A 23,565-nucleotide genomic window follows, 5' to 3' on the forward strand; every position below is an offset into this window, starting at 1 on the left:
GCCGAGGGCGGCGCGAAGCGCCGACCGAACGGCGAAGCAATCCAGGGGCTCCTTGCGCGGCCCTGCGACACGCGCGCGCCTTGGCAGGCGTCCGCGGCGCAGGGTATAATCCCGGCATGTTGACGCTGGCCCCGATGTCGATCCTGGCAAAGACTTGCGCGCGCGCGATCGCGCTCGCCGCGCTTTGCCTGAGCGCAAGCGCGGCCGACGCCCAGGTGGCGCCGGTGCGCTATTGGCTCCCCGGCGGGATGTTCGGCTTCGGCGGCGGCGCGGCCGACACGGGCGGCGCCGAGACCTACAGCAATTTCCCGAGCTTCGACGCCGTGGCTGCGGCCGACGCCACCGACTGGCGCGACAAGGTGCCGACCGGCCCGTTCGTCCGCGGCCAGAGCGGCAGCCTCAACCTGAGTGGCCTCGGCCAGACCAGCGCGTTCGGCAATTTCGGCACGCTGAATTATGACAGCGCGCAGTTCGGCTACGCCTTCAAGGGCGTCGGCGGCCTGCCGGTGAAGGTGTTCGCCGGCGTCGACAGCCTGAAATACGATTCCGACGTGCTGCGGCCGCTGACGCCGTTGACCAGCGATCCCGGCGCTCCGGCGGCCTACAGCGCCAATGTCGGGTTCGAAATTCAGCCGGCGCCGAATCTCAGCCTGTCGCTGGGCGCGGGCTACACCCAGCAGCAGACCGGCCGGCTCGACAGCGACATCAATTCGCGGCTGCTGCCCGGCGAGTCGCCGATCTTCTTCCGGCGTTAGAACGTTTTTCGCTTGCGGTTGAAGCACCCAAGCCAAATCCAGTCGTCATTCCGGATTGCGAGTTCGAAGTACGAGCAAGTCCGGAATCCATATCCCCTGCAGGGGTTATGGGTCCCGGGCTCGCTCACAGCCATCGCTGCTCGCCCCGGGATGACGGCCGGGGAATCGTCCAACGCCTCAAACAAACTGAAAAGTCTCTACGGCACTAGCACCGCGGCGCCGAGCACGTCGCCGGCGCGTAAGCGGCTCAGCACCGCATTGGCGTCGCGCAGCGGATAGGCGTGGGTTTCGGTCTTGATGCCGGCCTTGTGCGCGACCTTGAGAAAGTCGACGCCGTCCTGCCGAGTGAGGTTGGCGACCGAGACCAGCTGCCGCTCTTCCCACAACAGGCTGTAGGGAAAGCTCGGGATGTCGCTCATGTGGATGCCCGCGCAGACCACGCGGCCGCCCTTGCGCACCGCGCGCAGCGCCGCCGGCACCAACTCGCCCGCGGGGGCAAAGATGATCGCCGCATCGAGCGGCTCCGCCGGTCGCTCGTCCGACGCGCCGGCCCAATCGACGCCGAGGCGGCGGGCAAAGTCCTGCGCGGCGGCGTCGCCGCGGCGGGTGAAGGCATAGACGAGGCGACCCTGCCAGCGCGCCAGCTGCGCGACGATATGCGCCGCCGCGCCGAAGCCGTAAAGCCCGAGCCGTTCGGCTGGGCCTGCGATCACCAGCGAGCGCCAGCCGATCAGCCCGGCGCAGAGCAGCGGCGCGATCGCGACGTCGTTGCCGAGCTCGCCGAGCGCGAAGGCGTAGCGCGCATCGGCGATGCTATGCGTGGCGAAGCCGCCGTCGCGGGTGTAGCCGGTGAACAGCGGCGCGTCGCAGAGGTTTTCCCGGCCGGCGCGGCAATAGCGGCAGACGCCGCAGCTGTAACCAAGCCAGGGAATGCCGACGCGGTCGCCGACCTCGTGGGTCTCGACGCCGTCGCCGACCGCCTCAATGCGGCCGACGATCTCGTGGCCTGGAATAATCGGATACCGGATGTTGGGCAATTCGCCGTCGACGACGTGCAGGTCGGTGCGGCAGACGCCGCAGGCGCTGACCTTGACCAGCACTTCGCCGTCGCCGGGCTTCGGCGTCTCGCGCTGCTGCTTCACAAGCGGCGCGCCCGGCGCCGTCAGCACCATCGCGTCCATTTGTCACTCCCCCAAACGTCGGTCGCTCCAGACGATACATCCGGCCGGGACGCTCGATCAATCTGCTGCAGGGGCTCTGCTAGCAACTGCGCCGGCCGGTAGCACCCTGCGTTGACGCGCCGGTAGTCGCGAGTTTCATAACTTGAGCTCCAGTGTCGGGAACCCGACGGACGGGATTGATATTTACGATTAAGATTTGGTATCTGATCGCCAGCGCGTAACAGAGCGGGCCGCTGCCTGGACTCTGACGACAGCGAGGCGGCTGATGGGAGGCGGTCGATGGATAGTTTGAACCGCAAACACGAACTCGAATTGTATGAGACTGAAAAGACGGACGCGGCTCCGGAGGAGCAGCGGCAGGTGCTGCTGTTGCTGATCAGATGCTTGCTCGAGGCGGAGCTTGGCGAATTGACGAAGCATTGAGGAGGGATGATGGAGCGCTTCATCCATAACGAAAACCTCAAGCTGTGGCGCCGGCAACTCCAGGAAACCACCGATCCGGACAAGCGCGCGATCCTCGAAAATCTGATCGAGGAGGAAGAGGCGCGCGAAGCCGAACTTGAGGCTACCGCGCGACCCAAGCGGCGCGGTCCGTAGTCCGCAAGCCCAAGGATCATGCTCTCGGCGCAACAGCGCGATGGTCCCGGGGCGGCACAGTGGCTTCGCCGCGCGACTTTCCACGACCCGAGCGAGGCGGGGTTCATTTTTCGGGATTATGCTGGCCGCGGCCGCGACGCATCTCGGCCGCAGCAAGAGGATCCTCGATGAAATCGTTCCGCAAGGAGCTGTGGTTTCAAACCCCGGGCAGACGCGCCTTCGTCAACATCACCCGCGAGGTCGAAGCCGCGCTGCACGACAGCGGCGTGCGCGAAGGGCTGGTGTTGGTCAACGCCATGCACATCACCGCGTCGGTGTTCATCAACGACGACGAGAGCGGCCTGCACGCCGACTACGAGACCTGGCTCGAGCAGCTCGCGCCGCACGAGCCGGTGTCCGGCTATCGGCATAACCGCACCGGCGAGGACAACGCCGACGCGCATATGAAGCGCCAGGTGATGGGCCGCGAGGTGGTGGTCGCGATCACCGCCGGCAAGCTCGACTTCGGCCCGTGGGAGCAGATTTTCTACGGCGAGTTCGACGGCGGCCGACGCAAACGCGTGCTGATCAAGATCATCGGCGAGTAGGGCGCCTGGCCGCGTCGCATGCGGCCGAGAGGCGATCGATATCAAGCCTCTCGGTTGTCATTGCGGGGAGCTCTTGCGACGAAGCAATCCAGCAGCTCCGGGCTCGGCGCTTCTGGATTGCTTCGCCTCTCGCCCGGCGCTGCGCGCCGGCTCGGCTCGCAATGACCAAACAACCCAAATCGAGCGGCAGCCGCCGCTTACCACCAGCCGCGCGGGCCGGGGGCGAAGCTCGGGCCGCGGCGCTGCTGCGGCGTCGCCGGGTTGCGCGGGAAGAAGCCGAAGAAATCCTCGCCGTCGTCGCGCTCGGCGACCGCCGCTGCGGGCGGCGGCACCGTCGGCTTGCGGGTGATGAAGCCGCCCTGCGGATGGTTGCTCAGCACCGCGACGAATTCGGTGCGATAGTTGGTCTCCTTGCTGAGCGGCTCGTCGGAGACCACGATCGAGGACCGCGGCATCGCGGTCGGCGCGATCCGCGCCAGCAGCTCCGGCGGAATTTCAATGCGGTCGAGTGCGGCTTTGGCGTCGTCGCCGCTGTCGATCGTCACCGCGCTCCAGCGCAGCCCGGCCTCGTCGCGCGCCAGCGCGGTGAAGATGTGGGTGCCGATCGGCCGATCCGGATCGCGGATCGAGATCGGCACCTCGATGGTGGCGTCGAACACCTCGCCGCCGTCCGGCCACGGCTTGTGGGTGTTGCGGCGGACGTACAGCGTCTGCGTCGCGCGGCTGATGTAGATCGACACCGGCTCCAGCGCCAGCTTGGCGTCGTGCGCCGCCTTCACGGCGGCGACCTTGGCGGCGTCGGCGGCCTTCGTGGCATCCTTGGCGGCGGCGGCTGCGGCGCGCTTGGTCTCCGCATCGGCGCGGGCGGCGTCGAGCGCGGTCGCGGCATCGGCGGCAAGTTGCGCGGCGGTCTGCTGCCGCTCTTCCGCTTTCGCCCTGGTCTGCTCGGAGGCTGCGGCGAGCGCCTTGTCGGCGGCCTTCAGCGCGGCATCGGCGCGCGCCTTGGCCTTCTCCAGCTTGCGCAGCGCCGCGGTGAGCGAGGCTGTGTCGCGGCCAGCCGCGGCGTTGGCCTTCTTGGCTTCCTCGGCGGCCCGCGAAGCCTCCGCGGCCTCGCGCGACAGCGTGTCGGCGCGCGCGGGTGCTGCCGCCAGCGCCTCGGGCTTCGGCGCGAACAACGCCGGGTGGGCGAACGACACCGGGGCCGCGTCGTTCGGCGCGATGATCACCCGCAGGCCGATATTGGTCTTGTCGAACAGCTTCTCGGCAAAATCATACGGCATCCGCACGCAGCCGTGCGAGGCGGCGTAGCCGGGCAGCGGGCCGCCGTGCAGCGCGACGCCGTTCCAGGTGATGCGCTGCATGTTCGGCATCCAGGCGTCGTCGTACATCGTCGAATGGTGGTCCTTGTCCTTCTCGACCACGGCGAACACGCCGGCCGGGGTCTCGCGGCCGGTGGTGCCGGTGGAGACCGGCGCGCGCAGGATCCAGCCGTCGGCGTCGTAGATCGTGACCTTCTGCGCCGAGATCGACACGATCGCCATGACCGGATCGCCGGCCGGGCGCGGCGCCACGGTCTCCATCGGCACCGGCCGCGCCCGCTTGGCGGCGGCGGCGGTCCCGCCGAGCGCGCCGAGCGCCAGCATCGCCACGAGCGCCAACGTGGTGGAGCGCCGCATCCGGCCGGCTCGGTGCTTGGTTCCTCGATCGCCCACGTCATGCCCCGCTCGACGCGCCGGTTCCGGAACCGGCCGTCCTGGTGATGTCCAACTGCGACCGCCCGCCACGCGGCCGCCCGCGATCGCGCTACCGAATCCTCATATAGCAGCGCCCGCGCAGGAGGAAGGGGCGGTTGCGGCCGAAATGCGGCGCAGGCGTTGCGCCGCGGCGTTGCGTCGCTCGCCGCGACGACTTACGCTTGGCGCGGCGGTGGCGAGAGGACGCCGATGCTGTGGTCCTGGGCGCGGAACTGGCGGACGCGGCGCGAGGCCGGCGAAGCCGCGCGCGCCAATTGGGATCGCCGCTACGGCACCGATACCGCCGGGCGGGTGCCGCTCGATCGTCTCACGATTCCACACGACAGCCGCCGCCACGGCGAGCGCTATCAGCCCAGCGACCCGGCGGCGTTGCGCGACGCCATCGGCTTCATCGGGCTTTCGCCAAGCGCCTACCAATTCGTCGATCTCGGCTGCGGCAAGGGCCGGATGCTGATCGTCGCCGCCGAACTCGGATTTCAATCCTGCGTCGGCGTCGAATTCGCCGACGAGCTGGCGCGGGCGGCCGCGCGCAACGTCGCCGCCGCGGGTTTCGGTAATGTCAGCATCGTGCATGGCGACGCGGGTACTTACGCGTTCGGCGAGGCGCCGTTCGTGCTGTACATGTTCAACCCGTTCGCCGAGCCGGTGATGGCCAGGGTACGCGACAATCTGCTGCGCCAGCGGCGCGCCAACTACGTCGTCATCTACAAGAACGCGCGCTTTCGGCACCTGTTCGACGCGATGCCGCGGCTACGCTACCTCGGCTCGCCGCCGACCCAGCGGGCCGGCGTGCTCGGCGTGCATGTCTGGGTGGCGTGCGAGGGCGCCGAGTCCGTTTGAAATCGCGAATGAAGCCGCCGGCGAGCGTTCGATGTTCCTTTTGAGACATCTTCCGCCGCGAATGAGTGTCCTAGTGAGGGATGTCTCTCGAGAGAAACCGGCCGTCGGATGCCGAAAGCCGCGGATCGCGCCGCCGCGATAATTACCTCACGATCGAACCAACGGGGCCACGATGATCCAGATCGCCTATATCAGCACCGCGACCGAGCCGCTGAGCACCGAACAGCTGATCGCGCTGCTGCAGCAATCGTTCAAGAACAACACCGCCGCCGGCATCACCGGCATGATGCTGTACGGCAACGCGACCTTCCTGCAAGCGCTGGAGGGCGAGGAGAGCGTGGTCGACGCGCTCTACGACAAGATCAGCAAGGACCCGCGGCACGGCAGCATCGTGTTCCTGCACCGCAAGACCATCGCGCGCCGGCAATATGCCGATTGGACGATGGCGTTCAAACGCGTCTCGGGCCAGGCGTTGCAAGGCATCGAGGGCTTGCGGGAATTCGCCGAAGCGGATTTCAATGCCGACTATCTGCGGCGCAACACCGCGGTGGCGGAAAATCTGATGAGCCACTTCGGCTCCTGGGACCCGTTGCTGCGCGAGCTGGACGACAAGGACCGCCAAATCAAAGACCTGAAACAGGCGCTCGCCGATGCGCGGAGCCGCATCGAAGTCGCCAGCCTGGTGCTCGACGGCATCGCCGACGCCAGCCGCAGCAACAGCCTGAGCGAGCGGCATTTGAAGCTGTGCGAGTTTGCCCGGGAGACGCTGGGGAAGGCGTGAGGCGTCAACCGGATTTGTAGGGTGGGCAAAGCTCTCGCCGTCGCTCGCAGAGCGACGGCGGAGCGTGCCCACCGCGGCGCCGCAATGTCGGAAGGCGCGTTGATTCATAACGTGGGCACGGCGCAAGCGCGCCTTTGCCCACCCTACGACTGAAAAGCTCATCGGGTAAAATGCAACTACGGCCTTAAGAATATCGATGCCAGCATAGATCGATAGAAGGTCAACAATGACGCTTTCGACTCGGGTCATGTAAACGACCATTTCACCTATTGCGTCGGTGTAGTCTTTCGAAAGGCCTGATGAAGTCATCGCAAAGACCCGACCAAGACACAGATGGATGATTTCAAGAAGCGAGACTCGGATATCACCACGTTTACGAGGAGCGAGTCATTATTGCGAATCATCTTCCGCCACGACCCGTAAGCCTAAAAGACTGCGACGCCCGTCGTTGGCGCGGGCCAAAAAGTAGCCAAAGGAATCGGCAGGTAAAGCGCGTCCTCGGCGTTCGCTCTCGTTCTTTAGCCTTGTCCGTATGTGCCGTGTCTTCCTGACAATGTCAGCGGCGTCGGTCTCGTGAGCGATGACGTGCGCCCATCGATTTTGGGGCAACTCAAACCGACCTAAGTGTACAATGTCAGGGTCGAAAGGTACACCTTGCCCCGCAATGCAAAGGCTGACTATGTTGACGCGCCCTGTGCACGCCGGGGGAATGTACCTGACCTCTTTCCAAGATCTCGCTGTTCGTTGCTCGGGAGTAACGAGGAATTCTGATTGAGGAAAGTAAAGTCCAAATGCGACGACTACATTCGGCAATTGCGGATCCGGTTTATCCCATACGTCCCAAGCTCGGTTTCGACCTTTCGCTATGAGCGTTGGATCAGCCTCGATTGCTTCTTTGGTAAAACCCATCCTCCAACGCCCGGACGAATGCAGGCTTACCTTGATATCCTGGAATGCGTCCCTGCACGCTAAGTATATCTCGCTCCGCCTCTCGCTCCACACGCGCCAAGAATGCGAGGTTAAGCCGTCGCGTCTTCCCACGCAGAACCTCACCGGGAGATTGGCGGGCAATCTAAGAGTCGAAGACATTTTCTTGTCGTTCCCCAAGCTTGTTGTCGCAGGAGCATGTGCCATAAGGGAAGCGACCTGCGAGGGAAGCGGACATTGGCGATGAGGGTTGATAGCATGTAGCTAGCCCAAGCGCAGCGAAATGCGAGGATTCCCCACCGAACAACACCCGCGTATCACTGCGCTCACCCGGGTACGCGCCGTGATGCTTGACAAAACCCCCATAGGAACATATACCTCACCCATCCCGTTCGCGAGGGGCGCTTCATGAGGCGTCTTGCGGTGGAGCGGGAGGCGGCGCCTGCGGGCGAGGGGAGGACGTATCCCTTCGCACTCGGGACGCTCCGGGTCACCGTCCGGCCCCATTAGGAGGGTCTGCCACTTGCTGGCTGGCTGGCTGGACGCGGCACAGGCGAACGGCGGGAAACCGCCCGGATCAGTGGTGCGGAGTGCATCGCGCCGGTGCCCGGAAGCACGGTCCTGGAGCGCAAAATCGCCGCGGTGGAGCGCCGGAAGGCGTTTCCGCATGCCTCTGGTCTCCGGCGCTCCGGGGATCACGCTGCGGTCCATCGACAAGGCGCGCCTTTCGGCGCTCCGCCGCCCCTCATTGGCTGCGAGGAGCGGAACATGCGCAAAACTCGGGCGCGCCGCGCCGCGAGGTTTTACGCGCTTGCCCGCGATCCTTCCCGGCATCGTGCCCCTGCGGGCGATTTCACCGTGACCCGGGGCGGCATTTGCGCTACGCAAGCCGCTTCCTCCGGAGCACCCTCATGAGCCGTCGCGTCAAGAAACCCCTCGCTAAACGCGGCTCCGGCGGCGAACGCGGCAAAGCCGAGCGCCCCGCGCGCGGCAAGGCGCCGTCACAGGGCGAGCGCGCCAAGGCCGGCCGCACCAACAGCGATCGGCCGATGAGCAAGCGGCCGCCGCGCGAGCGCGCCGCCGAACGCTCCGAACGCCCGCAACGCGCCGAGCGGGCCTTCGGCGAGCGGCCGCCGCGCGGCGAGCGCGCCGAGCGATCATTTGCCGAACGTTCCGATCGCCCGCAACGCACTGAGCGTTCCGATCGCCCGCAACGCACTGAGCGTTCCGAACGGCCGCAACGCGCTGAACGTTCAGAGCGAGCTTTCGGCGACCGCCCGCAACGCGCCGAGCGCGCCGAGCGATCGTTCGGCGAGCGCCCCGCCAAATCCGATCGTTCACGGTCGGAGCGGCCGCAACGCGCCGATCGACCCACCTCGGATCGTCCGCAGCGCGCCGAGCGGTCCGAGCGGCCGCGATCCGATCGCCCCGAGCGGTCCGAGCGCCCGGCAGGCTTCCGCCCGGGCAGCAAGCCGGTGCGCGTGCCGCCGCGCACGCGCCCCGAGCCGCGCCAAACGCCGCGCGTCGAAGAAGCCGAAAAGCCCATCGTCCCGGACGTGCCGTTGCCGACCAAGGTCGAGACCGTGGTGGTGTCGGCCGACGAGAACGGCATGCGGGTCGATCGCTTTCTCGAGGCGCGCTATCCCGGGCTGTCGTTCTCCCACATCCAGCGCATCGTCCGCAAAGGCGAGCTGCGCGTCAACGGCAAGCGCGCCGACAGCAAGGACCGGCTCGAAGAAGGCCAGACCGTGCGGATTCCGCCGCTCAAGCTCGACGCGCCGAAAGTCGGCACCGGCAATCTCTCCGAAGCCGAGCAGAAGACGCTCGCCGCCTTGAAGGCGATGACGCTCTACGAGGACGCCGACGTGCTGGTGCTGAACAAGCCGGCCGGGCTCGCGGTGCAGGGCGGATCGGGCACCACGCGCCACGTCGACCTGATGCTGGAGGTGATGCGCGACGCCAAGGGCCAGAAGCCGCGCCTGGTGCATCGGCTCGACAAGGAGACCGCGGGCTGCCTGCTGGTCGCCAAGACCCGCTTTGCCGCCACCGCGCTCACCGGCGCGTTCCGCGAACGCTCGGCGCGCAAGGTGTATTGGGCGCTGGTCGCCGGCGTGCCGAAGCCCAAGCAGGGCCGCATCTCGACCTATCTCGCCAAGGAAGAGAGCGAAGACGACACCATCATGCGGATCGCCGAGCACGGCGACGAGGGCGCCAGCCACGCGGTGACCTACTACGCGGTGGTGGAGACCTCGGCGACCAAGCTCGCCTGGGTGTCGCTGAAGCCGGTGACCGGGCGCACCCATCAGCTGCGCGCGCATATGGCGCATATCGGCCACGCCATCGTCGGCGATCCGAAATACTTCAACATCGAGAACTGGCAATTGCCCGGCGGGCTGCAGAACCGGCTGCATCTCCTCGCGCGCCGCATCATGATCCCGCATCCGCGCGGTGGGGTGATCGACGTCACCGCGCCGCTGCCGCCGCACATGCTGCAATCCTGGAACCTGCTCGGGCTGGAACACGACCGCTTCGACCCGATCGAGAACGCGCCGGAGGAGTAAGCGGCTTGCGAAGCAGGGCGCGGATCACGACATGAGGACGATGAACAGATCGATCGCAGTGCTGATTATTTGCGCCCTGGCGGCGGCCGCGCCCGGCCTCGCGCAGGCGCAGATTCCGCCCGGCGCCTCGCCGCTCAGTCCGCCGCCGCTCCCCGCGCCGCCGCCGCCGAAAATCGAAGTGCCGGTGGTGCCGCAGATGGACGCCGCGCCGCAGCGCCCCTCCGCGCAGGTGGGACGCAAATCGTTTCACGATCGCGTGGTGGACTGTCTCGACGACGGCGCCGCGGCGGGGCTCGGCCCCAACCAGCGCGCCACCTATTCGCGCGCCTGCGCCAACCGCTGACGGAATTTTTTGCGATGCGTGAGTTGTTCGACGAGGTCGCCGGCAAATCTGGACTCGATCCGCAGGAGGCGGTGCGCCGCTCGACCCGCGGTCCGCGGCCGAAGCGGTTCTATCAGGATGCCGGATTAGTCGAGGCCGAAGGCGGCTTTGCCATCACGCTCGACGGCAAGCCGGTGCGCACGCCGTCGCGCGGCCATCTGGTGGCGCCGAACCGCGTGCTTGCGGATGCGATCGCCGGCGAATGGCAGGCGCAGCAGGAGTTCATCGAGCCGTTGTCGATGCCGCTGACCCGGCTTGCTAATAGCGTGATCGACGCGGTGACCGAGCGCGTCGATGCGGTCACCGACGACGTCGCCAAGTACTTCGAAACCGATCTGCTGTGCTATCGCGCCAGTTTCCCCGAGGGCCTGGTGGCGCGGGAGAGCGAGCATTGGGACCCGGTGCTGTTCTGGGTTGCCGAAACCTTTGGCGCACATTTCATTCTCGCCGAGGGCATCGTGCATGTCCGGCAGCCCGACGCCGCGGTGGCCGCGGTGCGCGCGGCGTTGCCGCAAGATCCGTGGGCGATCGCCGCGCTGCATCTGGTGACCAGCATCACCGGCTCGGCGCTGCTGGCGCTGGCGCTTTATGCCCGGTTCCGCGACGCCGACCGGGTTTGGACGGCGGCGCATGTCGACGAGGACTGGAACATCGCGCAATGGGGCATCGACGAGGAGGTCGCCGCCCGCCGCGCCGCGCGCCAGGTCGATTTCAAGGCCGCCGCCCTGGTGATCGCCGCACTGGCCCCGCCCAGCGGTTAACGGCGGGTTTACGACCCTTCGCTACGCTCAAGGATTACTTGCGCCCGGCGAAGTGAGCACCATGTCGATTGCGGTCAATTCGACGCTTCCGATCCTCGCCGTGCAAGGCGTGACCGAGGCTGTCGCCTTTCAGCCGGGCACGGTGATCGCCGCCCGCGTCGTCAAGGTCGACGGCGATCAGGCGCAGATCGCGATCGGCGGCCAATCGATCGCGGTGCGCTCCGAGGTGCCGCTGCAGCCCGGGCAAGCCTTGCAGCTCTCGGTTTCGCAGACCGAGGGCGGCGTCAAGCTCGCGGTGCTGCCGCAACCAACCGCGCAAACCAGTTCCGCAGCCGCGCAGCTGTCCGGTAACGCCGCGACGCCGGCGCCGGAGGCTTCGCTGAGCCTCGCCACTTCCCTGCCGAGCGTGGCGTTGCAGAGCGAACTCAGCCCGGCGGAGGCCGTCGCGGTGTCGACCGCGGCGCAGCTCGCCGCCGCCAAGCAGGGCAGCCTCGCGCCGCTGTTCGCCAATCTCGCCGCCGCCGATCTCAGCGCGATGCCGCCGAAGCTGCAGGCCGCGGTGCTGCAGGTGCTGGCGCAGCGCACCGCGCTCGACCCGGGCTTGAGCGCCGCCGACATCAAACAGGCGTTCCAGGCGTCCGGCCTGTTCATGGAGGCTTCGCTGGCGGCCGGCGCGAATGCTTCGGCGCCGATCTTCGATCTGAAGGCGGCAATGATCGTGCTGCGCCAGGTGCTGGCGACCGCGCTGGGCGAGGCGGCATTGCCAGGCGCGGTGCCGACGCCGGCGTCGATGGAAGGCCGTCTGCGCGCCGAGGCGCTGGTCGCCGACCGGGTGCTGTCGACGCCGTCGCTCGTCGCCGCGCAAATCGCGACGACAACCGGCGCCGCGACGTCGACGGCGACGCCGCTCACCGATCTGCGGGCTCAGCAACTGGCGTCGCAGCAGGCCGCAGCCGTGCTGGAAAACACCATCGCGGAATTCCAGACCCACGCGCCGGTGGCGGTGCCGACGGCGACGCCGGCCCAGGCCGAGGCTCGTACGGCTGCGAGCAATGCCGCGCTCAGCGTGCTGCAGGAGGCCTTGCAGGCCAATCCGCTGGCGGCGGGGCAGGTCGCGAAGTTACTGTCGGGCAACGCCGCGATGCTGTCCTTGCTGCCGCTGGTGACCGGCACCCGGCTGTCGCCGGCGACCGAGGACGAGATCGCGCTGCGCGGCAATGCGCTGCCGCCGCCGATCCGCGGCGCCTTGCCGACGGTGCAGCCGGTCGAGCCGGCCTCCTTGGTGTCGCACGAGCCGTTCGACGCCACCGCGCGCCGGCTGTTGTCCGAGACCGACGCCGCGCTCGCCCGGCAGACGCTGCTGCAAATTGCCTCCTTGCCGGACCACGTCGATCCTTCGGGGGCGCGCAGCGATCAGCCCATCGCGCGGTGGAATTTCGAGATTCCCTTCCTGACCCCGCAGGGCACCGCGATGGCGCAGTTCGAGATTTCGCGGGAGTCGGAGGCGAGGGAGGTCGACGCCGCGAAACGGGTATGGCGGGCGCGGTTTTCGCTCGACGTCGAACCGGCAGGGCCGGTGCACGCGTTGATTTCGCTCACCGGCGACACCACCTCGGTGCGGATGTGGGCGGAGCGGCCGGCGACCGCGGCGCAACTGCGCGCCGGCAGCGCCGAGCTCAGTCGCGCGCTCAGCCGGGCCGAATTGCAGCCCGGCGAGATCGTGATCCGCGACGGCGCGCCGACCCCGCCGCCGGCCGCCGCCGCCGGCTATTTCCTGGATCGCGCGCTATGACGACGCCCGTCATGAACCAGATCGCCGTCGCGCTGCACTACGACAAGACCGGCGCGCCGACGGTGATCGCCAAGGGCAAGGGCCCGATCGGCGCCAAGATCATCGAGGTGGCGCGGGCCCACGACATTCCGATCGAAGAGAACGAGGTGCTGGCCGGCGCGCTGTCCAAGGTGGAGATCGGCGACGAGATTCCGCAGGAGCTCTACAAGGCGGTCGCCGAAGTGCTGGTGTTCGTGCTGCGGCTGTCGGGCCGGGTGCGTTAGCTTTGTAGTTGATAGGTTGAAGCGGCATCGTGTCCCGGACGCGGGGCAGCGCCTTGGCGCTGCGCCGCGAGCCGGGACCGTTCCAGGCGTCGCGTTATGGTACGGCCCCGGCTCTTCAGCGCACCACGCCGCAAGTGCGGCGCGTTGCGCTTCGTCCGGGGCACGCAGTGGTGAGTCTGCCTCGAAGTCTGAAATGACGCCGTCGTCGGTTCGCATCGATTGCAAAGGCTCAGCGTCCGCCATCGTTTCACCACGATACGCCGCGCATCTTGCGCCAATCGCAACTCAGCTTGGTGCGCCTTTGCTCAATCGTCGCCATCTGCTCGGACTGTTCGCCGCCGCTGTCGCTCCGTTGTCCGCGCGGGCCGAAGTGGCGCCGCCGCGCAGCGAGATCCGCCCCGACCTCGCCAAGCATTTCACCGACGCCGGCACCGCGGGCACCTTCGTGGGCTACAAGACCAAGGACTACCTGATCATCGCCAGCGATCCCGATCGCTCCGGGCAGGCCTTCCGCCCGGCCTCCACCTTCAAGATCGCCAATTCGCTGATCGCGCTTGAGACCGGCGTGGTCGCCGACCCCGACAAGGACGTGTTCAAATGGGACGGCGTGACCCGCGACATCGAGGCGTGGAATCACGATCACACGCTGCGCTCGGCGATCGCGGCCTCGGTCGTGCCGGTGTATCAGGAGATCGCGCGCCGCATCGGGTCGGAGCGGATGCAGAAATATCTCGATCTGGTCGACTATGGTAACCACAACACCGGCGGCGGCATCGATCAGTTCTGGCTCACCGGCGATCTGCGGATCGATCCGATCCAGCAGATCGATTTCGTCGACCGGCTGCGTCGCGGCGCCTTGCCGATTTCGGCGCGCAGCCAGGAGCTGGTGCGCGACATCCTGCCGGTGACCAAGATCGGCGACGCGGTGATTCGCGCCAAGACCGGGCTGCTCGGCGCCGAGACCGGCAAACCGACGCTGGGCTGGCTGGTCGGCTGGGCCGAGAAGGAAGGCGCGCAGACCGTGTTCGCGCTCAATCTCGATATTCGCGAACCGCGGCACGCCGCCCAGCGCATGGCGCTGGCTCAGCAATGCCTCGGTGATATCGGCGCGATCTGATCGATCAGGCGGCGGTCTCGGTCGGCAGCGGATCGAGTGTCTCAGTGGCGACCGGCTTGGCGTGCTTCCTCCGGCCGATTCGGCCGAGATGGGTGAAGCCGAAACCTTCGGCGTATTTCAGGCCGAAGCCGAGCATCCGGTCGAAGCCGATATGGGCGAGCCAGATCAGCGAGATGGCGCCGGCGAGCGGCTCCACGGTCAACACCCCGGCGAGCGCGAGCAGCAACGGGCCGATGGTGGCATGCAGCGCATTGTAGATGATCGCGCCAAGCCGTGGGCCGAGCAGATAGCCGAGCAAGCCGAGATCCGGCACGAAGAACAACAGCACGTAGAGCCCCCATGGCGCGTCGGCCAGCGCGTAAAACAGCGTCGGGCCGAGAAACAGCGCGGCGCCTTCCGCCCGCAACAGGAGGCGAACGCCGCCGGTTACCGCACCCGTCTTGGTCGCTGTGAACTCGGTCATGGATCGTGCTCCTACAAGATCCGAGATATAGTCGGCGCCATCGGGACGCGCCATGGTGCCTGCGCCGCAAGCGGCGGGACGTCGCCGCACCGCCGACCGATACCGTCAGAGCCGGCCAGCGTAGCCGGATAGGTAATTCCCCACTCGAATACCCCGTGTTAGAAGGCCTTGAATTTTGCGGCAAACCGGCGGCAAAACCGGCGTCACGCACCCACCTCACGACATCCCACGAAAGCGGTCTGGAGCTCATGAAAGACATCCTGGAATCTCTCGACGAACGCCGTACGGCAGCGAAACTCGGCGGCGGCAAGAAGCGCATCGACGCGCAACACACCCGCGGCCGGCTGACCGCGCGCGAGCGCATCGACCTGTTGCTCGACAAGGGCTCGTTCGAGGAGACCGACATGTTCGTCGAGCATCGCTCGGTGGAATTCGGCATGGAGAAATCCAAGATCCCCGGCGACGGCGTGGTCACCGGCTGGGGCACCGTCAACGGCCGTAAGACCTTCGTGTTCGCCAAAGACTTCACCGTGTTCGGCGGCTCGTTGTCGGAAACCCACGCGCAGAAGATCTGCAAGATCCAGGACATGGCGATGAAGGCGCGGGCGCCGATCATCGGCCTGTACGACGCCGGCGGCGCGCGCATCCAGGAAGGCGTCGCGGCTCTGGCCGGTTACTCCTACGTGTTCCGACGCGTGGTGCAGGCCTCCGGCGTGATCCCGCAGATCAGCGTGATCATGGGCCCCTGCGCCGGGGGCGACGTCTACGCCCCGGCGATGACCGACTTCATCTTCATGGTGAAGAACACCAGCTACATGTTCGTCACCGGCCCCGACGTGGTGAAGACGGTCACCAACGAAGTGGTGACGCCGGAAGAACTCGGCGGCGCCTCGGTTCATGCGACGCGCTCCTCGATCGCCGACGGCGCGTTCGAGAACGACGTCGAAACGCTCTTGCAGATGCGCCGGCTGTTGGACTTCCTGCCGTCGAACAGCGCCGACGGCGTGCCGGAATGGCCGAGCTATGACGACATCGAGCGCGTCGACATGTCGCTTGATACCTTGATCCCGGACAATCCGAACAAGCCCTACGACATCAAGGAACTGATCCTCAAAGTGGTCGACGAGGGCGACTTCTTCGAACTCTCCGACGCCTTCGCCAAGAACATCGTCACCGGCTTCGGCCGCTTGGCCGGCCGCACCGTCGGCTTCGTCGCCAACCAGCCGATCGTGCTGGCCGGCGTGCTCGACAGCGACGCCTCGCGCAAGGCGGCGCGCTTCGTGCGGTTCTGCGACGCCTTCAACATTCCGATCGTCACTTTCGTCGACGTGCCGGGCTTTTTGCCGGGCACCGCGCAGGAATATGGCGGCTTGATCAAGCACGGCGCCAAGCTGTTGTTCGCCTATTCGCAATGCACGGTGCCGCTGGTCACGGTGATCACCCGCAAGGCCTACGGAGGCGCGTTCGACGTGATGGCCTCGAAGGAAATCGGCGCCGACATGAACTACGCCTGGCCGACCGCGCAAATCGCGGTGATGGGCGCCAAGGGCGCGGTGGAGATCATCTTCCGCAAGGACATCGGCGACGACGAGAAGATCGCGGCGCGCACCAAGGAATACGAGGACCGCTTCCTGTCGCCGTTCGTCGCCGCCGAGCGCGGCTACATCGACGACGTCATCATGCCGCATTCGACCCGCCGCCGCCTGGTCCGCGCGCTCGCCATGCTGCGCGAGAAGAAGGTCGAGTCCCCGGTGAAGAAGCACGACAATATTCCGATGTGATGTGTTTGTTCTGATGTAACGAAAGGGCCCCTTGCCGGCGTGGCAGGGGGCCTTTTGCGTTCTTCGGGCGGTTAGACGATCTAATGCAATGTCTTCGTATCGCCGGGTATCGCTGTTCCTGTTTCGCCGAACGTCCGGCGCTCATCCTCACGCCGCGTTGCGCTTCACCGGCTTGATGTGTTTCAACTCTGCGGCTGTAGCGTCTTCGGCGACTTCCAAATCATGTTGGATCTGCAGATTCATCCAGAAATTCGCCGTCGTGCCGAAGTACTTCGCTAATCGCAGCGCGGTGTCGGCGGTCACCGGGGTTTCTTCACGGGCGAGGCGCTCGATCCGGGTGCGCGGCACGCCGCAGGCGCGCGCCACCGCGTAAGGCGTCAGATCCATCGGCATCAGGAACTCCTCGCGGAGAATCTCGCCGGGATGAACGGGCGGCAGCTTTTTGGCCATGGTCCCAACCTCAATGATAGTCGACGATTTCAACCTCGTCGGGGCCGCTGGGGCGCCAGCGAAATACGATGCGCCATTGGTCGTTGATCCGGATCGAATGCCGATCCTTCAGGTTGCCTTTCAGAGCCTCCAGGCGATTGCCGGGCGGCACAGCCAGATCGGCGAGCGTGGCGGCGCTGTTCAACTGCACCAGCTTGCGACGAGCGACGGCGAGCAGGTCGGCCGGAAAGCCTCTCGGTGCCCGCCGTTCAATGAGGATCGCTTGTGCAAACTTGCCCTTGAATCCTCGGATCATCGCAAGAATTTCACTGGACGTATCATGTCACGATACTGCCGACGGTCGACGGATGCAAGGAGCAAGCGTAGCCCGGATGAGCGAAGCGACATCCGGGAGAACGTCGCGCGACGCGGCCCCGCATGTCGCTGCGCTCATGCGGGCTACAGAGCACTGACCGCGATCAGATGCGCTGGCGATCAACTATAGGACTATTCACCGAGTGAGATGTCCCTGCCTCTCCAGCCAATCCTTCAGGACTCGGATTTTCTGTCCCTGGTCGGGCCGGGCTGCCAAGCGCAGACTGCTGTAGTAATTGTCGTTCACGATCTGTGTGAAGGGCCGACCCTCCTTCCGGGAAAGGATCACGTAGGGCAAAACGTCCGGCTCGTTGACCCAGAGCGAATACTCCGCTTCCGACATGCCGAGATAGTCCCACAAGCTGGTCTCCGACGGCGTGCTGTGCCAGCGGTCAACGAAATCATCGATTTCGTCGAGGAGAGCGTTCCCTGCCAGGCAAAGCTCGATGAAGCTTCCGGTTTGGATGTCAGACATTGATTGTTCTCCCGCGCACGGCGTCCTTGATGAGTTCTCCCGTCAACGGATCGAGCGCTCCCAGATGTTTCCCTCGAGCGTTGAAGACCTCGATTTCGCCGTGCAATCCGTCCCAGGTGTAGAGCCGCTTGCCATCCTGGCTTCGCCAGCGTCGTTCCCCGTGAATGGCCCCGAGCGGCTCAAGACCATCGAGAAAGCAAGGCTTGGGGATCGGCTTGGCCACGAGCCACTCATTTCACGAAGATCCTGAGCCATTATGCCACGAATCGGCGGTTTCGTGGGCCAGAAGAGGACATTAATTTTCTGCCGCAATCTCTCGGGCGGCGGGGTGCGGTTCGCGTTTTAACGGTGGTCGCTGGGCAGCGACCGCAGCCCGTCGCCGCCCGCCTCAGCCGAGCCGCATCGACAGTTCGACATCTTCGGCGAACGGCGTCGACAGATAGCCGCGCGCGGGCGAGCGGACGCGGGCAAGATAGTCCGGGCTCCAGTCGGCGTTGTCGGCGAGGATCAGCGCGCCGGGCCGCAGGTGGGGCTCGAGAAGGTCGAGCACCGCCGGGTAGAGGCCCTTGGCGCCGTCGAGCAGCACGAGGTCGATCTGATCCGGCAGATCCCGCGCCAGCGTCTCGAGCGCATCGCCTTCGCGGATCTCGATCAGGTCGGAGAGGCCGCCGGCGGCGAAGTTGGCGCGGGCGTGCGCGACTTTGGAGGGTTCGAACTCGCTGGTGATCAGCCGTCCGCCGCCATTGTCGCGCAGCGCCGCGGCGAGATGCAGCGTCGAGATGCCGAACGAGGTGCCGAACTCGACGATGCTGCGCGCGGCGCTCGAGCGCGCCAGCATGTAGAGCAGCAACGCGGTCTCGCGCGATACCGCGAGGTGGGCATCCTTCATGCTGGCGTAGAGCGCGCGGTAATCGGTCTTGCTTGCCATCATCGCCGTGCGCTCGTGCTGCGGCATCTGCGCGACGCTCGAGCGCAGTGCGGCGGTGCTCGTCTCGGCGTCGGCGAACAGCCGGTCGAGCAGAAGGGCGAGCGGCGGGTTGAGCAGAGTCGTCATCAGGTGGTCTCCGGAATGAATGGGCGCAGCAGCTTGCGCGTTGCGGCAAAATACGATGAAATAGTCGCGTTCTCAATTCGCGTTCCCAAGGTCGATCATGAGCAGCGCCGCAACGCCCCGGATTTCCACGCGAAAACAGCCCAAACAGGAGCGCTCGCGGCAGCTGGTGGCGGCCATTCTGCAGGCGGCAGGTCGCGTTCTGGCGGGCGAGGGCGCGCGGCGATTCACCGCCGCGCGCGTCGCCGAGGCGGCGGGCGTCAGCGTGGGGTCGCTCTATCAATATTTCCCGAACAAAGAGGCGATCCTGTTCCAGCTGCAGGCCGACGAATGGCAACAGACCGGCGGTCTGCTGGCCGGCATCCTCGCGGATCGCTCGCGCCCGCCGGCAGAGCGGCTGCGCATCGCGGTTCGCGAGTTCGTCCGGACCGAATGCGAAGAGGCGCAGCTTCGCGGCGCACTGGACGATGCGGCGCCGCTGTATCGCGACGCCCCCGAAGCGCGCCGGCTGCGTCTCGCCGGAACCAAGACGGTGCGCGCCTTCATGCGCGAGGCGCTGCCGGAGTGCGCGGAGCCGCAGCGTCTCATCGCATCCGACGTGGTAATGATGGCGATGGCCGGGGTGGGAAAGCAGCTGTCGGAGACCGAAGGCCCGCCAGCCGCGGTCGATGCGCGGGCGCGCGCGCTCGGCGAAATGTTGTGCGCCTATCTCGACATGCTGCAAGCCAAGTCGGTCAAGTCGGCGAAGCCGCCGTCGTCGGGTCGTGGCGGGCGGAGCAAGGCGTCGTAGGCAAAACTGCCACCGGGTCCCATAAAAAACCCCGCTCGCGCGGGGTTTTTCGTGGTGCGTTGTGGTCGATCAGTAGCGGCAGCGGCCGTAACGGCACGGCGGCGGGCCGCGGCGCACGATCACCGGCGGGCGGACATAGGCCCGCGGCGCGACCACCACCGGGCCGCGGCGATACATCGGGCGGCAGCGGCCATAGGGTCCGCGTGCGAAGCCGGGTCCGCAGCCCTGCGCCACCTGGATCACGCCGGCGGTGTCAGCGCCGGCAAGCGGCGCCAGCGGCATCGCGTTGGCGCTGCCCATTCCGGCCAGGCCCACGGCAAACAGGGCGGCTGCAAAAATCGTCTTCATCGTTTCTCCCTTTCTTCGGCCCGCGTCGCGGGCGCCACAACTGGCCGACTCCGTCGGCATCGTAAAGACTTCTCAAAGCGCAGGCGACGCGCCAATGCAACAAAGCAGTTGCTCTGTGAATGCCGAATGAATGTCGTGGCAGAACGCTGTCCGGTTTATGGCGCCGGCCGCGACGCGTTGTCGCTGGGATGCAGGGAGCATGGATCGCGGCGGCAGGCGCGAGTCGAATCGCATCGCGCAATGCGCGCGAGCGTTGCCACCGTCAGCGCGGGCCGGCCTCCGGCGTCGCCAGAAATTCCAGCATCAGCGGGTCGAATTTCGCCGGCTGATCGAGGAACACCAGATGCCCGGCGTCGGCCAGCACCTCGGCGCGGGCGTTCGGCATCTGCGCCGCGAGCGCCTTGGCCAGTTCGGCGTTCTGGCCCATCTTCGGCCGCAGCGCTTCCGGCGCGTTCGGCCGGCCCGGCGCGTTATGGTCGTCGGCGCCCATCACGAACAGCGTCGGCACGGTGATCAGCGGGATCTCGTGCACCACCGGCTCGCGGTAGATCATCTGAGCCGAGGCGGCGAAGGCGCGCAGCCAGCGCGGATAATCCGCCGCACCCTTGATGTTGAAACGGGCGTCGATCAGCGGCGTCACCTGCTCGGGCGGCAGCTTCATCGCATAATTGGTCTCGAGCTGTTTGCGATAGCCGTCCGCGGTCAATTTGTCCTCGGTGTCGATGATCTTCTCGGTCGCGGCCGGCGGCACATAGAGCCGATAATCCTCCAGCCCGATCGGCGCGGCGAGCACGAGATGCGCGATCCGCGCCGGGTAGGCGCGGGCGATCCGCACCGCGAGCATGCCGCCCAGCGAATGCGCCACGATGTCGACCTTGCCGAGCTTGAGGCGGTCGAGCAGCGCGACGGTGTTGCGGGCCAATGTGTCGAAATGCAACTCGCCGTCAGGCTTGGAAGATTTGCCGAAGCCGATCTGGTCCGGCACCACCACGCGGTAGCCTTGCTCGCTCAGCGTTTTGATCACCGGCGCCCAATAGCTCGAGGGGAAGTTGCGACCGTGCAGCAGCAGCACGGTCCGGTCGTTGGGCTTTTCGGGGGCGACGTCCATATAGGCCATGCGCAGTTGCTCGCCGTCGTTGGTGAGCGGCAGCAGTTGCACCGGGTAGGGATAGGCGAAGCCTTCCAGGCCGATGCCGTAAGGCTCGCGCGGCGCGTCCTCGGCGGCGAGCGCTGGCGCGAGCAGCATCAGTGTCGCAATCAGGGCGGGCAGCAGCCGGCGGGACATCGCATTCTCCGTGTCGGGGCGGGACGCGCAGCGTGGGAGCGTTCGGCGCACGGCAAGGAGACGCCCACCGCGCGCCATCGTTCCTTTTGATGCAGGTCATTCCCCGAATCGGCTGCGCCGTGCCCGAGTCGGCCGACCCGAGGGACGGAGACGATATGGCCGCGTTGTTGTTTATCATCGCTTTGGCGCTCGGCGGCGCGGCGATGCTGTTTCGTTATGCCCATGCCGAATTGTATTACGGCACGTCGTGGGCAGTGGATGTCTGTTCGGCCTCGAAGCTGTTTTGCGGTCACCCGGATTATCTGGCGTATGGCGCCGTGGGCGCGCTGGTGCTGGCGATCGGCGCCGGCATCGGCCGGGCGCTCGGCGGCGACTGAGCGCGCTCAGTTGCGGCGCAACGCATCGGCATTGGCACAAAGGCGGGTGTCGGGCTGATGGCGCGGCCGGACGAACAGCGATATAAGCGCCGATCCTGGGTTTGAGCGGACGACCGCCTGATGACCATCCCTTGGCTTTACTTCGTGCTCGCGCTCGGCATCAGCCTGTTGGTGTCGGCGTTCGGCTTCGCCCGCGTCTACTACTTCGTCAGCGTGTGTTACGCCGGATCGGTCGCCGCGCAGGCGGTGGTGATGGCGTTGGTGTTTCAGGACAGCATCGGCGGCTGGGCGCTGCTGCAAGTGCTGCTGCTCTTGGTCTATGGCTTGCGGCTCGCCGGATTCCTGCTGCTGCGCGAGCGCAGCCCCGCCTATCAGAAAGAGCTGGCCGCCATCGAGGTGCGCACCGCCAAGGTCACGGAAAACCAGAAACGCTGGATCTGGTTCGGCGTCAGCCTGCTGTTCACGCTGCTGTTCCTGCCGGCCCTGCTGACACTGTCGGCGCAGCAACAGGGTTTGGCGGTCGGCTCGCTGCCGTTCGGCGTCGTGGTGATGATCGCCGGCCTCGGCCTGGAGAGCGTCGCGGACTGGCAGAAATATCGCTTCAAGGCCGCCAACCCGACGCGGTTCTGCGACGTCGAGCTGTATGGCTTGGTGCGCTGCCCGAACTATCTCGGCGAAATGCTGTTCTGGTTCGGCGTCTGGCTGTCGGCGGTGTCGGCCTATGATTCGGCGCTGATCTGGATCCTGACCACCATCGCGCTGATCTACATGCAGCTGTTGATGGTGGGGGCGGCGCGCAACGTCGAATTGAAACAGGACGAGCGCTACGGCGAGAACCCGGATTACCAGAGCTATGTGCGGCGGGTGCCGATCATCTTTCCGTGGGTGCCGCTGTATTCGCTGCGCAAGCTGAAATTCCTGGTGCATTGACCAGGCGGCCCAGGCGGCCGCGCCGTCATCGGACGACGCGGCCAGGGTGGTCGCGACGCGGCCGGTTACATCGTTCCGGATTTCATCATGCTCATCTTCTGCGCCTTCATGTAGTGCGAGCAGGCGCCGCGCATATTGCCTTTGCTGATCTCGGCATTGGCCATGGCGATTTCCTTCTGCATGCCCATCTTGCCGGGGCTGTCCGGCATCGCCATCACCGCGGCCTGGGACTTCGCCATGTTTTCGCCGGTGCAGGCCATCATCGCGGCGGACGCGGGTGTCAGGGTCGAGAGTGCCAGGGTTGAAAGCAAGGCGGCGGCGAGCAATTGCTTCTTCATTGGAAATCTCCCTTGGAACAAAACCAGCGTGACGGCTGGCCCCAAGGATACGTTTTGACCGCCTGAGCGTTTCCCTTGCTCTATTAATTTGCGTGCTGCAGCGCACACTCCGCCGCCAGCCTCGCAAACAGGCTAAAGCGGGCGCCTTGCAGCGCCCGCCTGATTGGCCGCCGGTCGATAATGGTTTAGCGCGCCGGGCTGGTCGTGCTGTTGCTCGGCGAGGCGGCCGGCGCTGGCGGCGTCGCCGGCGCGGTGGAGCTGCCCGTGGTGGTGCCGGCGCCGCTATTCGACGCGGTCGACGGATTGGTCGAGGACACGTTCATCCCGTAATACAACGCGCCGACCAGCAGCACGACGGCGGCCGCGAAGGCCGCGATCTTGCCGGTGCTCATTCCGGACCTCATGGGTTCGCCCGTTCCCCGCAGTTCCTGGTCGAGGCGCGTCGCGCGCTCGGTTTCGATGGGATCGCGGCGATACGGATCGTTCGGTGTATTCTCGGCCATGGAATTTCTCCTCGTTGCGGTTACGGGATAACCCCGAGGTCGGCGGATACGTTCCGGAACATTGCGCGGTTCCGCTGCACGAATCGTCGCAGGCTGAAACATCCGGCGAGCCGTCCGACCTG

Annotated in this window: 28 protein-coding genes; 16 read left to right on the plus strand and 12 right to left on the minus strand. The window is 66.4% G+C overall.

The window, feature by feature from the left end:
• Nucleotides 1-116 precede the first annotated feature (116 nt).
• Entirely contained in the window at nucleotides 117-755 is a 639-nt protein-coding gene (locus HNR60_RS17060) for a hypothetical protein (protein WP_347339353.1), read from the plus strand.
• 197 nt (nucleotides 756-952) lie between these two features.
• Here HNR60_RS17060 and HNR60_RS17065 read toward each other — a convergent pair whose 3' ends face one another.
• Complete coding sequence (locus tag HNR60_RS17065; protein ID WP_184259611.1) at nucleotides 953-1,936, minus strand: zinc-dependent alcohol dehydrogenase family protein; 984 nt, start codon at nucleotides 1,934-1,936, stop codon at nucleotides 953-955.
• Nucleotides 1,937-2,215: 279 nt separating this feature from the next.
• Between HNR60_RS17065 and HNR60_RS17070 the strand changes: the two genes are divergently transcribed.
• The 3 genes from HNR60_RS17070 (at nucleotide 2,216) to HNR60_RS17080 (ending at nucleotide 3,120) form a co-directional block, all read left to right on the plus strand.
• Nucleotides 2,216-2,359 (plus strand): hypothetical protein, encoded by a 144-nt coding sequence (locus HNR60_RS17070; protein ID WP_184259613.1) that lies wholly within the window; start codon nucleotides 2,216-2,218, stop codon nucleotides 2,357-2,359.
• Between the two features lie 9 nt (nucleotides 2,360-2,368).
• Nucleotides 2,369-2,533, plus strand: coding sequence for a hypothetical protein (locus HNR60_RS17075; RefSeq protein WP_184259615.1), 165 nt, complete (start codon nucleotides 2,369-2,371; stop codon nucleotides 2,531-2,533).
• Nucleotides 2,534-2,700: 167 nt separating this feature from the next.
• Nucleotides 2,701-3,120 (plus strand): secondary thiamine-phosphate synthase enzyme YjbQ, encoded by a 420-nt coding sequence (locus HNR60_RS17080; RefSeq protein WP_184259617.1) that lies wholly within the window; start codon nucleotides 2,701-2,703, stop codon nucleotides 3,118-3,120.
• Nucleotides 3,121-3,317: 197 nt separating this feature from the next.
• Here HNR60_RS17080 and HNR60_RS17085 read toward each other — a convergent pair whose 3' ends face one another.
• Nucleotides 3,318-4,796: a L,D-transpeptidase gene (locus HNR60_RS17085; RefSeq protein ID WP_184259619.1), complete on the minus strand. Its 1,479-nt coding sequence runs from the start codon at nucleotides 4,794-4,796 to the stop codon at nucleotides 3,318-3,320.
• A gap of 267 nt (nucleotides 4,797-5,063) precedes the next feature.
• Here HNR60_RS17085 and HNR60_RS17090 point away from each other — a divergent pair, with 267 nt between their 5' ends.
• The 8 genes from HNR60_RS17090 to blaOXA all read left to right on the plus strand — a co-directional run bounded on the left by HNR60_RS17090 (nucleotide 5,064) and on the right by blaOXA (nucleotide 14,298).
• On the plus strand, nucleotides 5,064-5,714 hold the full coding sequence (locus HNR60_RS17090; RefSeq protein ID WP_184259621.1) for a class I SAM-dependent methyltransferase: 651 nt from the start codon (nucleotides 5,064-5,066) through the stop codon (nucleotides 5,712-5,714).
• A gap of 172 nt (nucleotides 5,715-5,886) precedes the next feature.
• The gene (locus HNR60_RS17095) at nucleotides 5,887-6,495 is read left to right on the plus strand and encodes a BLUF domain-containing protein (RefSeq protein ID WP_184259623.1); all 609 of its coding nucleotides are present in this window, start codon (nucleotides 5,887-5,889) and stop codon (nucleotides 6,493-6,495) included.
• A gap of 1,976 nt (nucleotides 6,496-8,471) precedes the next feature.
• Nucleotides 8,472-9,983 (plus strand): RluA family pseudouridine synthase, encoded by a 1,512-nt coding sequence (locus HNR60_RS17100; protein ID WP_184259741.1) that lies wholly within the window; start codon nucleotides 8,472-8,474, stop codon nucleotides 9,981-9,983.
• 31 nt (nucleotides 9,984-10,014) lie between these two features.
• Nucleotides 10,015-10,326, plus strand: a complete 312-nt coding sequence (locus tag HNR60_RS17105; RefSeq protein ID WP_184259625.1) for a hypothetical protein — start codon at nucleotides 10,015-10,017, stop codon at nucleotides 10,324-10,326.
• A gap of 14 nt (nucleotides 10,327-10,340) precedes the next feature.
• The gene (locus HNR60_RS17110) at nucleotides 10,341-11,126 is read left to right on the plus strand and encodes an ATP12 family chaperone protein (protein ID WP_184259627.1); all 786 of its coding nucleotides are present in this window, start codon (nucleotides 10,341-10,343) and stop codon (nucleotides 11,124-11,126) included.
• 61 nt (nucleotides 11,127-11,187) lie between these two features.
• Nucleotides 11,188-12,918 (plus strand): flagellar hook-length control protein FliK, encoded by a 1,731-nt coding sequence (fliK, locus tag HNR60_RS17115; RefSeq protein WP_184259629.1) that lies wholly within the window; start codon nucleotides 11,188-11,190, stop codon nucleotides 12,916-12,918.
• Nucleotides 12,915-13,181, plus strand: coding sequence for an EscU/YscU/HrcU family type III secretion system export apparatus switch protein (locus HNR60_RS17120; protein WP_184259631.1), 267 nt, complete (start codon nucleotides 12,915-12,917; stop codon nucleotides 13,179-13,181). Before fliK ends, HNR60_RS17120 begins: the two co-directional genes overlap by 4 nt.
• A gap of 301 nt (nucleotides 13,182-13,482) precedes the next feature.
• The gene (gene blaOXA, locus HNR60_RS17125; RefSeq protein WP_184259633.1) at nucleotides 13,483-14,298 is read left to right on the plus strand and encodes a class D beta-lactamase; all 816 of its coding nucleotides are present in this window, start codon (nucleotides 13,483-13,485) and stop codon (nucleotides 14,296-14,298) included.
• Nucleotides 14,299-14,302: 4 nt separating this feature from the next.
• Here blaOXA and HNR60_RS17130 read toward each other — a convergent pair whose 3' ends face one another.
• A complete protein-coding gene (locus HNR60_RS17130) occupies nucleotides 14,303-14,761 on the minus strand; it encodes a DUF4260 domain-containing protein (RefSeq protein ID WP_184259635.1) in 459 nt (152 codons plus the stop codon).
• 248 nt (nucleotides 14,762-15,009) lie between these two features.
• On the opposite strand from HNR60_RS17130, the gene HNR60_RS17135 reads away from it, so the two are divergent.
• Nucleotides 15,010-16,542, plus strand: a complete 1,533-nt coding sequence (locus tag HNR60_RS17135; RefSeq protein WP_184259637.1) for an acyl-CoA carboxylase subunit beta — start codon at nucleotides 15,010-15,012, stop codon at nucleotides 16,540-16,542.
• Between the two features lie 147 nt (nucleotides 16,543-16,689).
• On the opposite strand, the gene HNR60_RS17140 is transcribed toward HNR60_RS17135, so the two are convergent.
• The 5 genes from HNR60_RS17140 to HNR60_RS17160 form a co-directional block, all read right to left on the minus strand.
• Nucleotides 16,690-16,992, minus strand: coding sequence for a HigA family addiction module antitoxin (locus HNR60_RS17140; RefSeq protein ID WP_184259639.1), 303 nt, complete (start codon nucleotides 16,990-16,992; stop codon nucleotides 16,690-16,692).
• A 10-nt stretch (nucleotides 16,993-17,002) separates the two neighbouring features.
• Nucleotides 17,003-17,287: a type II toxin-antitoxin system RelE/ParE family toxin gene (locus HNR60_RS17145; RefSeq protein WP_184259641.1), complete on the minus strand. Its 285-nt coding sequence runs from the start codon at nucleotides 17,285-17,287 to the stop codon at nucleotides 17,003-17,005.
• Between the two features lie 195 nt (nucleotides 17,288-17,482).
• Nucleotides 17,483-17,821, minus strand: coding sequence for a hypothetical protein (locus HNR60_RS17150; protein WP_184259643.1), 339 nt, complete (start codon nucleotides 17,819-17,821; stop codon nucleotides 17,483-17,485).
• Nucleotides 17,814-18,044, minus strand: a complete 231-nt coding sequence (locus tag HNR60_RS24410) for a colicin E3/pyocin S6 family cytotoxin (RefSeq protein WP_184259645.1) — start codon at nucleotides 18,042-18,044, stop codon at nucleotides 17,814-17,816. The genes HNR60_RS17150 and HNR60_RS24410 overlap by 8 nt, the downstream gene beginning before the upstream one ends.
• A gap of 165 nt (nucleotides 18,045-18,209) precedes the next feature.
• A complete protein-coding gene (locus HNR60_RS17160) occupies nucleotides 18,210-18,875 on the minus strand; it encodes an O-methyltransferase (RefSeq protein ID WP_184259661.1) in 666 nt (221 codons plus the stop codon).
• Nucleotides 18,876-18,972: 97 nt separating this feature from the next.
• On the opposite strand from HNR60_RS17160, the gene HNR60_RS17165 reads away from it, so the two are divergent.
• Complete coding sequence (locus tag HNR60_RS17165; RefSeq protein WP_184259663.1) at nucleotides 18,973-19,662, plus strand: TetR/AcrR family transcriptional regulator; 690 nt, start codon at nucleotides 18,973-18,975, stop codon at nucleotides 19,660-19,662.
• A 69-nt stretch (nucleotides 19,663-19,731) separates the two neighbouring features.
• Here the strand turns inward: HNR60_RS17165 and HNR60_RS17170 are convergent, their stop codons facing one another.
• Nucleotides 19,732-20,010 (minus strand): GCG_CRPN prefix-to-repeats domain-containing protein, encoded by a 279-nt coding sequence (locus HNR60_RS17170; protein WP_184259665.1) that lies wholly within the window; start codon nucleotides 20,008-20,010, stop codon nucleotides 19,732-19,734.
• Between the two features lie 262 nt (nucleotides 20,011-20,272).
• Nucleotides 20,273-21,295: an alpha/beta fold hydrolase gene (locus HNR60_RS17175; protein ID WP_184259667.1), complete on the minus strand. Its 1,023-nt coding sequence runs from the start codon at nucleotides 21,293-21,295 to the stop codon at nucleotides 20,273-20,275.
• A gap of 89 nt (nucleotides 21,296-21,384) precedes the next feature.
• Here HNR60_RS17175 and HNR60_RS17180 point away from each other — a divergent pair, with 89 nt between their 5' ends.
• Entirely contained in the window at nucleotides 21,385-21,672 is a 288-nt protein-coding gene (locus HNR60_RS17180) for a hypothetical protein (RefSeq protein ID WP_246432982.1), read from the plus strand.
• Nucleotides 21,673-21,792: 120 nt separating this feature from the next.
• Entirely contained in the window at nucleotides 21,793-22,602 is an 810-nt protein-coding gene (locus HNR60_RS17185) for a DUF1295 domain-containing protein (RefSeq protein ID WP_184259669.1), read from the plus strand.
• 65 nt (nucleotides 22,603-22,667) lie between these two features.
• Here HNR60_RS17185 and HNR60_RS17190 read toward each other — a convergent pair whose 3' ends face one another.
• Both HNR60_RS17190 and HNR60_RS17195 read right to left on the minus strand, forming a co-directional pair.
• On the minus strand, nucleotides 22,668-22,940 hold the full coding sequence (locus HNR60_RS17190) for a hypothetical protein (RefSeq protein ID WP_184259671.1): 273 nt from the start codon (nucleotides 22,938-22,940) through the stop codon (nucleotides 22,668-22,670).
• Between the two features lie 185 nt (nucleotides 22,941-23,125).
• Nucleotides 23,126-23,443 (minus strand): hypothetical protein, encoded by a 318-nt coding sequence (locus HNR60_RS17195; protein WP_184259673.1) that lies wholly within the window; start codon nucleotides 23,441-23,443, stop codon nucleotides 23,126-23,128.
• Nucleotides 23,444-23,565: the final 122 nt, after the last annotated feature.

The organism is Rhodopseudomonas rhenobacensis (genome assembly GCF_014203125.1).
In the GTDB taxonomy this organism is placed as follows: Bacteria; Pseudomonadota; Alphaproteobacteria; order Rhizobiales; family Xanthobacteraceae; genus Rhodopseudomonas_A; species Rhodopseudomonas_A rhenobacensis.

What these genes read in the sequence shown, in the direction of transcription:
- HNR60_RS17060 (WP_347339353.1), top strand. Translation starts at nt 117, where the DNA reads ATGTTGACGCTGGCCCCGATGTCGATCCTGGCAAAGACTTGCGCGCGC.
- HNR60_RS17065 (WP_184259611.1), bottom strand. Translation starts at nt 1,936, where the DNA reads ATGGACGCGATGGTGCTGACGGCGCCGGGCGCGCCGCTTGTGAAGCAG.
- HNR60_RS17070 (WP_184259613.1), top strand. Translation starts at nt 2,216, where the DNA reads ATGGATAGTTTGAACCGCAAACACGAACTCGAATTGTATGAGACTGAA.
- HNR60_RS17075 (WP_184259615.1), top strand. Translation starts at nt 2,369, where the DNA reads ATGGAGCGCTTCATCCATAACGAAAACCTCAAGCTGTGGCGCCGGCAA.
- HNR60_RS17080 (WP_184259617.1), top strand. Translation starts at nt 2,701, where the DNA reads ATGAAATCGTTCCGCAAGGAGCTGTGGTTTCAAACCCCGGGCAGACGC.
- HNR60_RS17085 (WP_184259619.1), bottom strand. Translation starts at nt 4,796, where the DNA reads ATGCGGCGCTCCACCACGTTGGCGCTCGTGGCGATGCTGGCGCTCGGC.
- HNR60_RS17090 (WP_184259621.1), top strand. Translation starts at nt 5,064, where the DNA reads ATGCTGTGGTCCTGGGCGCGGAACTGGCGGACGCGGCGCGAGGCCGGC.
- HNR60_RS17095 (WP_184259623.1), top strand. Translation starts at nt 5,887, where the DNA reads ATGATCCAGATCGCCTATATCAGCACCGCGACCGAGCCGCTGAGCACC.
- HNR60_RS17100 (WP_184259741.1), top strand. Translation starts at nt 8,472, where the DNA reads ATGAGCAAGCGGCCGCCGCGCGAGCGCGCCGCCGAACGCTCCGAACGC.
- HNR60_RS17105 (WP_184259625.1), top strand. Translation starts at nt 10,015, where the DNA reads ATGAGGACGATGAACAGATCGATCGCAGTGCTGATTATTTGCGCCCTG.
- HNR60_RS17110 (WP_184259627.1), top strand. Translation starts at nt 10,341, where the DNA reads ATGCGTGAGTTGTTCGACGAGGTCGCCGGCAAATCTGGACTCGATCCG.
- fliK (WP_184259629.1), top strand. Translation starts at nt 11,188, where the DNA reads ATGTCGATTGCGGTCAATTCGACGCTTCCGATCCTCGCCGTGCAAGGC.
- HNR60_RS17120 (WP_184259631.1), top strand. Translation starts at nt 12,915, where the DNA reads ATGACGACGCCCGTCATGAACCAGATCGCCGTCGCGCTGCACTACGAC.
- HNR60_RS17130 (WP_184259635.1), bottom strand. Translation starts at nt 14,761, where the DNA reads ATGACCGAGTTCACAGCGACCAAGACGGGTGCGGTAACCGGCGGCGTT.
- HNR60_RS17135 (WP_184259637.1), top strand. Translation starts at nt 15,010, where the DNA reads ATGAAAGACATCCTGGAATCTCTCGACGAACGCCGTACGGCAGCGAAA.
- HNR60_RS17140 (WP_184259639.1), bottom strand. Translation starts at nt 16,992, where the DNA reads ATGGCCAAAAAGCTGCCGCCCGTTCATCCCGGCGAGATTCTCCGCGAG.
- HNR60_RS17145 (WP_184259641.1), bottom strand. Translation starts at nt 17,287, where the DNA reads ATGATCCGAGGATTCAAGGGCAAGTTTGCACAAGCGATCCTCATTGAA.
- HNR60_RS17150 (WP_184259643.1), bottom strand. Translation starts at nt 17,821, where the DNA reads ATGTCTGACATCCAAACCGGAAGCTTCATCGAGCTTTGCCTGGCAGGG.
- HNR60_RS17160 (WP_184259661.1), bottom strand. Translation starts at nt 18,875, where the DNA reads ATGACGACTCTGCTCAACCCGCCGCTCGCCCTTCTGCTCGACCGGCTG.
- HNR60_RS17165 (WP_184259663.1), top strand. Translation starts at nt 18,973, where the DNA reads ATGAGCAGCGCCGCAACGCCCCGGATTTCCACGCGAAAACAGCCCAAA.
- HNR60_RS17170 (WP_184259665.1), bottom strand. Translation starts at nt 20,010, where the DNA reads ATGAAGACGATTTTTGCAGCCGCCCTGTTTGCCGTGGGCCTGGCCGGA.
- HNR60_RS17175 (WP_184259667.1), bottom strand. Translation starts at nt 21,295, where the DNA reads ATGTCCCGCCGGCTGCTGCCCGCCCTGATTGCGACACTGATGCTGCTC.
- HNR60_RS17180 (WP_246432982.1), top strand. Translation starts at nt 21,385, where the DNA reads ATGCAGGTCATTCCCCGAATCGGCTGCGCCGTGCCCGAGTCGGCCGAC.
- HNR60_RS17185 (WP_184259669.1), top strand. Translation starts at nt 21,793, where the DNA reads ATGACCATCCCTTGGCTTTACTTCGTGCTCGCGCTCGGCATCAGCCTG.
- HNR60_RS17190 (WP_184259671.1), bottom strand. Translation starts at nt 22,940, where the DNA reads ATGAAGAAGCAATTGCTCGCCGCCGCCTTGCTTTCAACCCTGGCACTC.
- HNR60_RS17195 (WP_184259673.1), bottom strand. Translation starts at nt 23,443, where the DNA reads ATGGCCGAGAATACACCGAACGATCCGTATCGCCGCGATCCCATCGAA.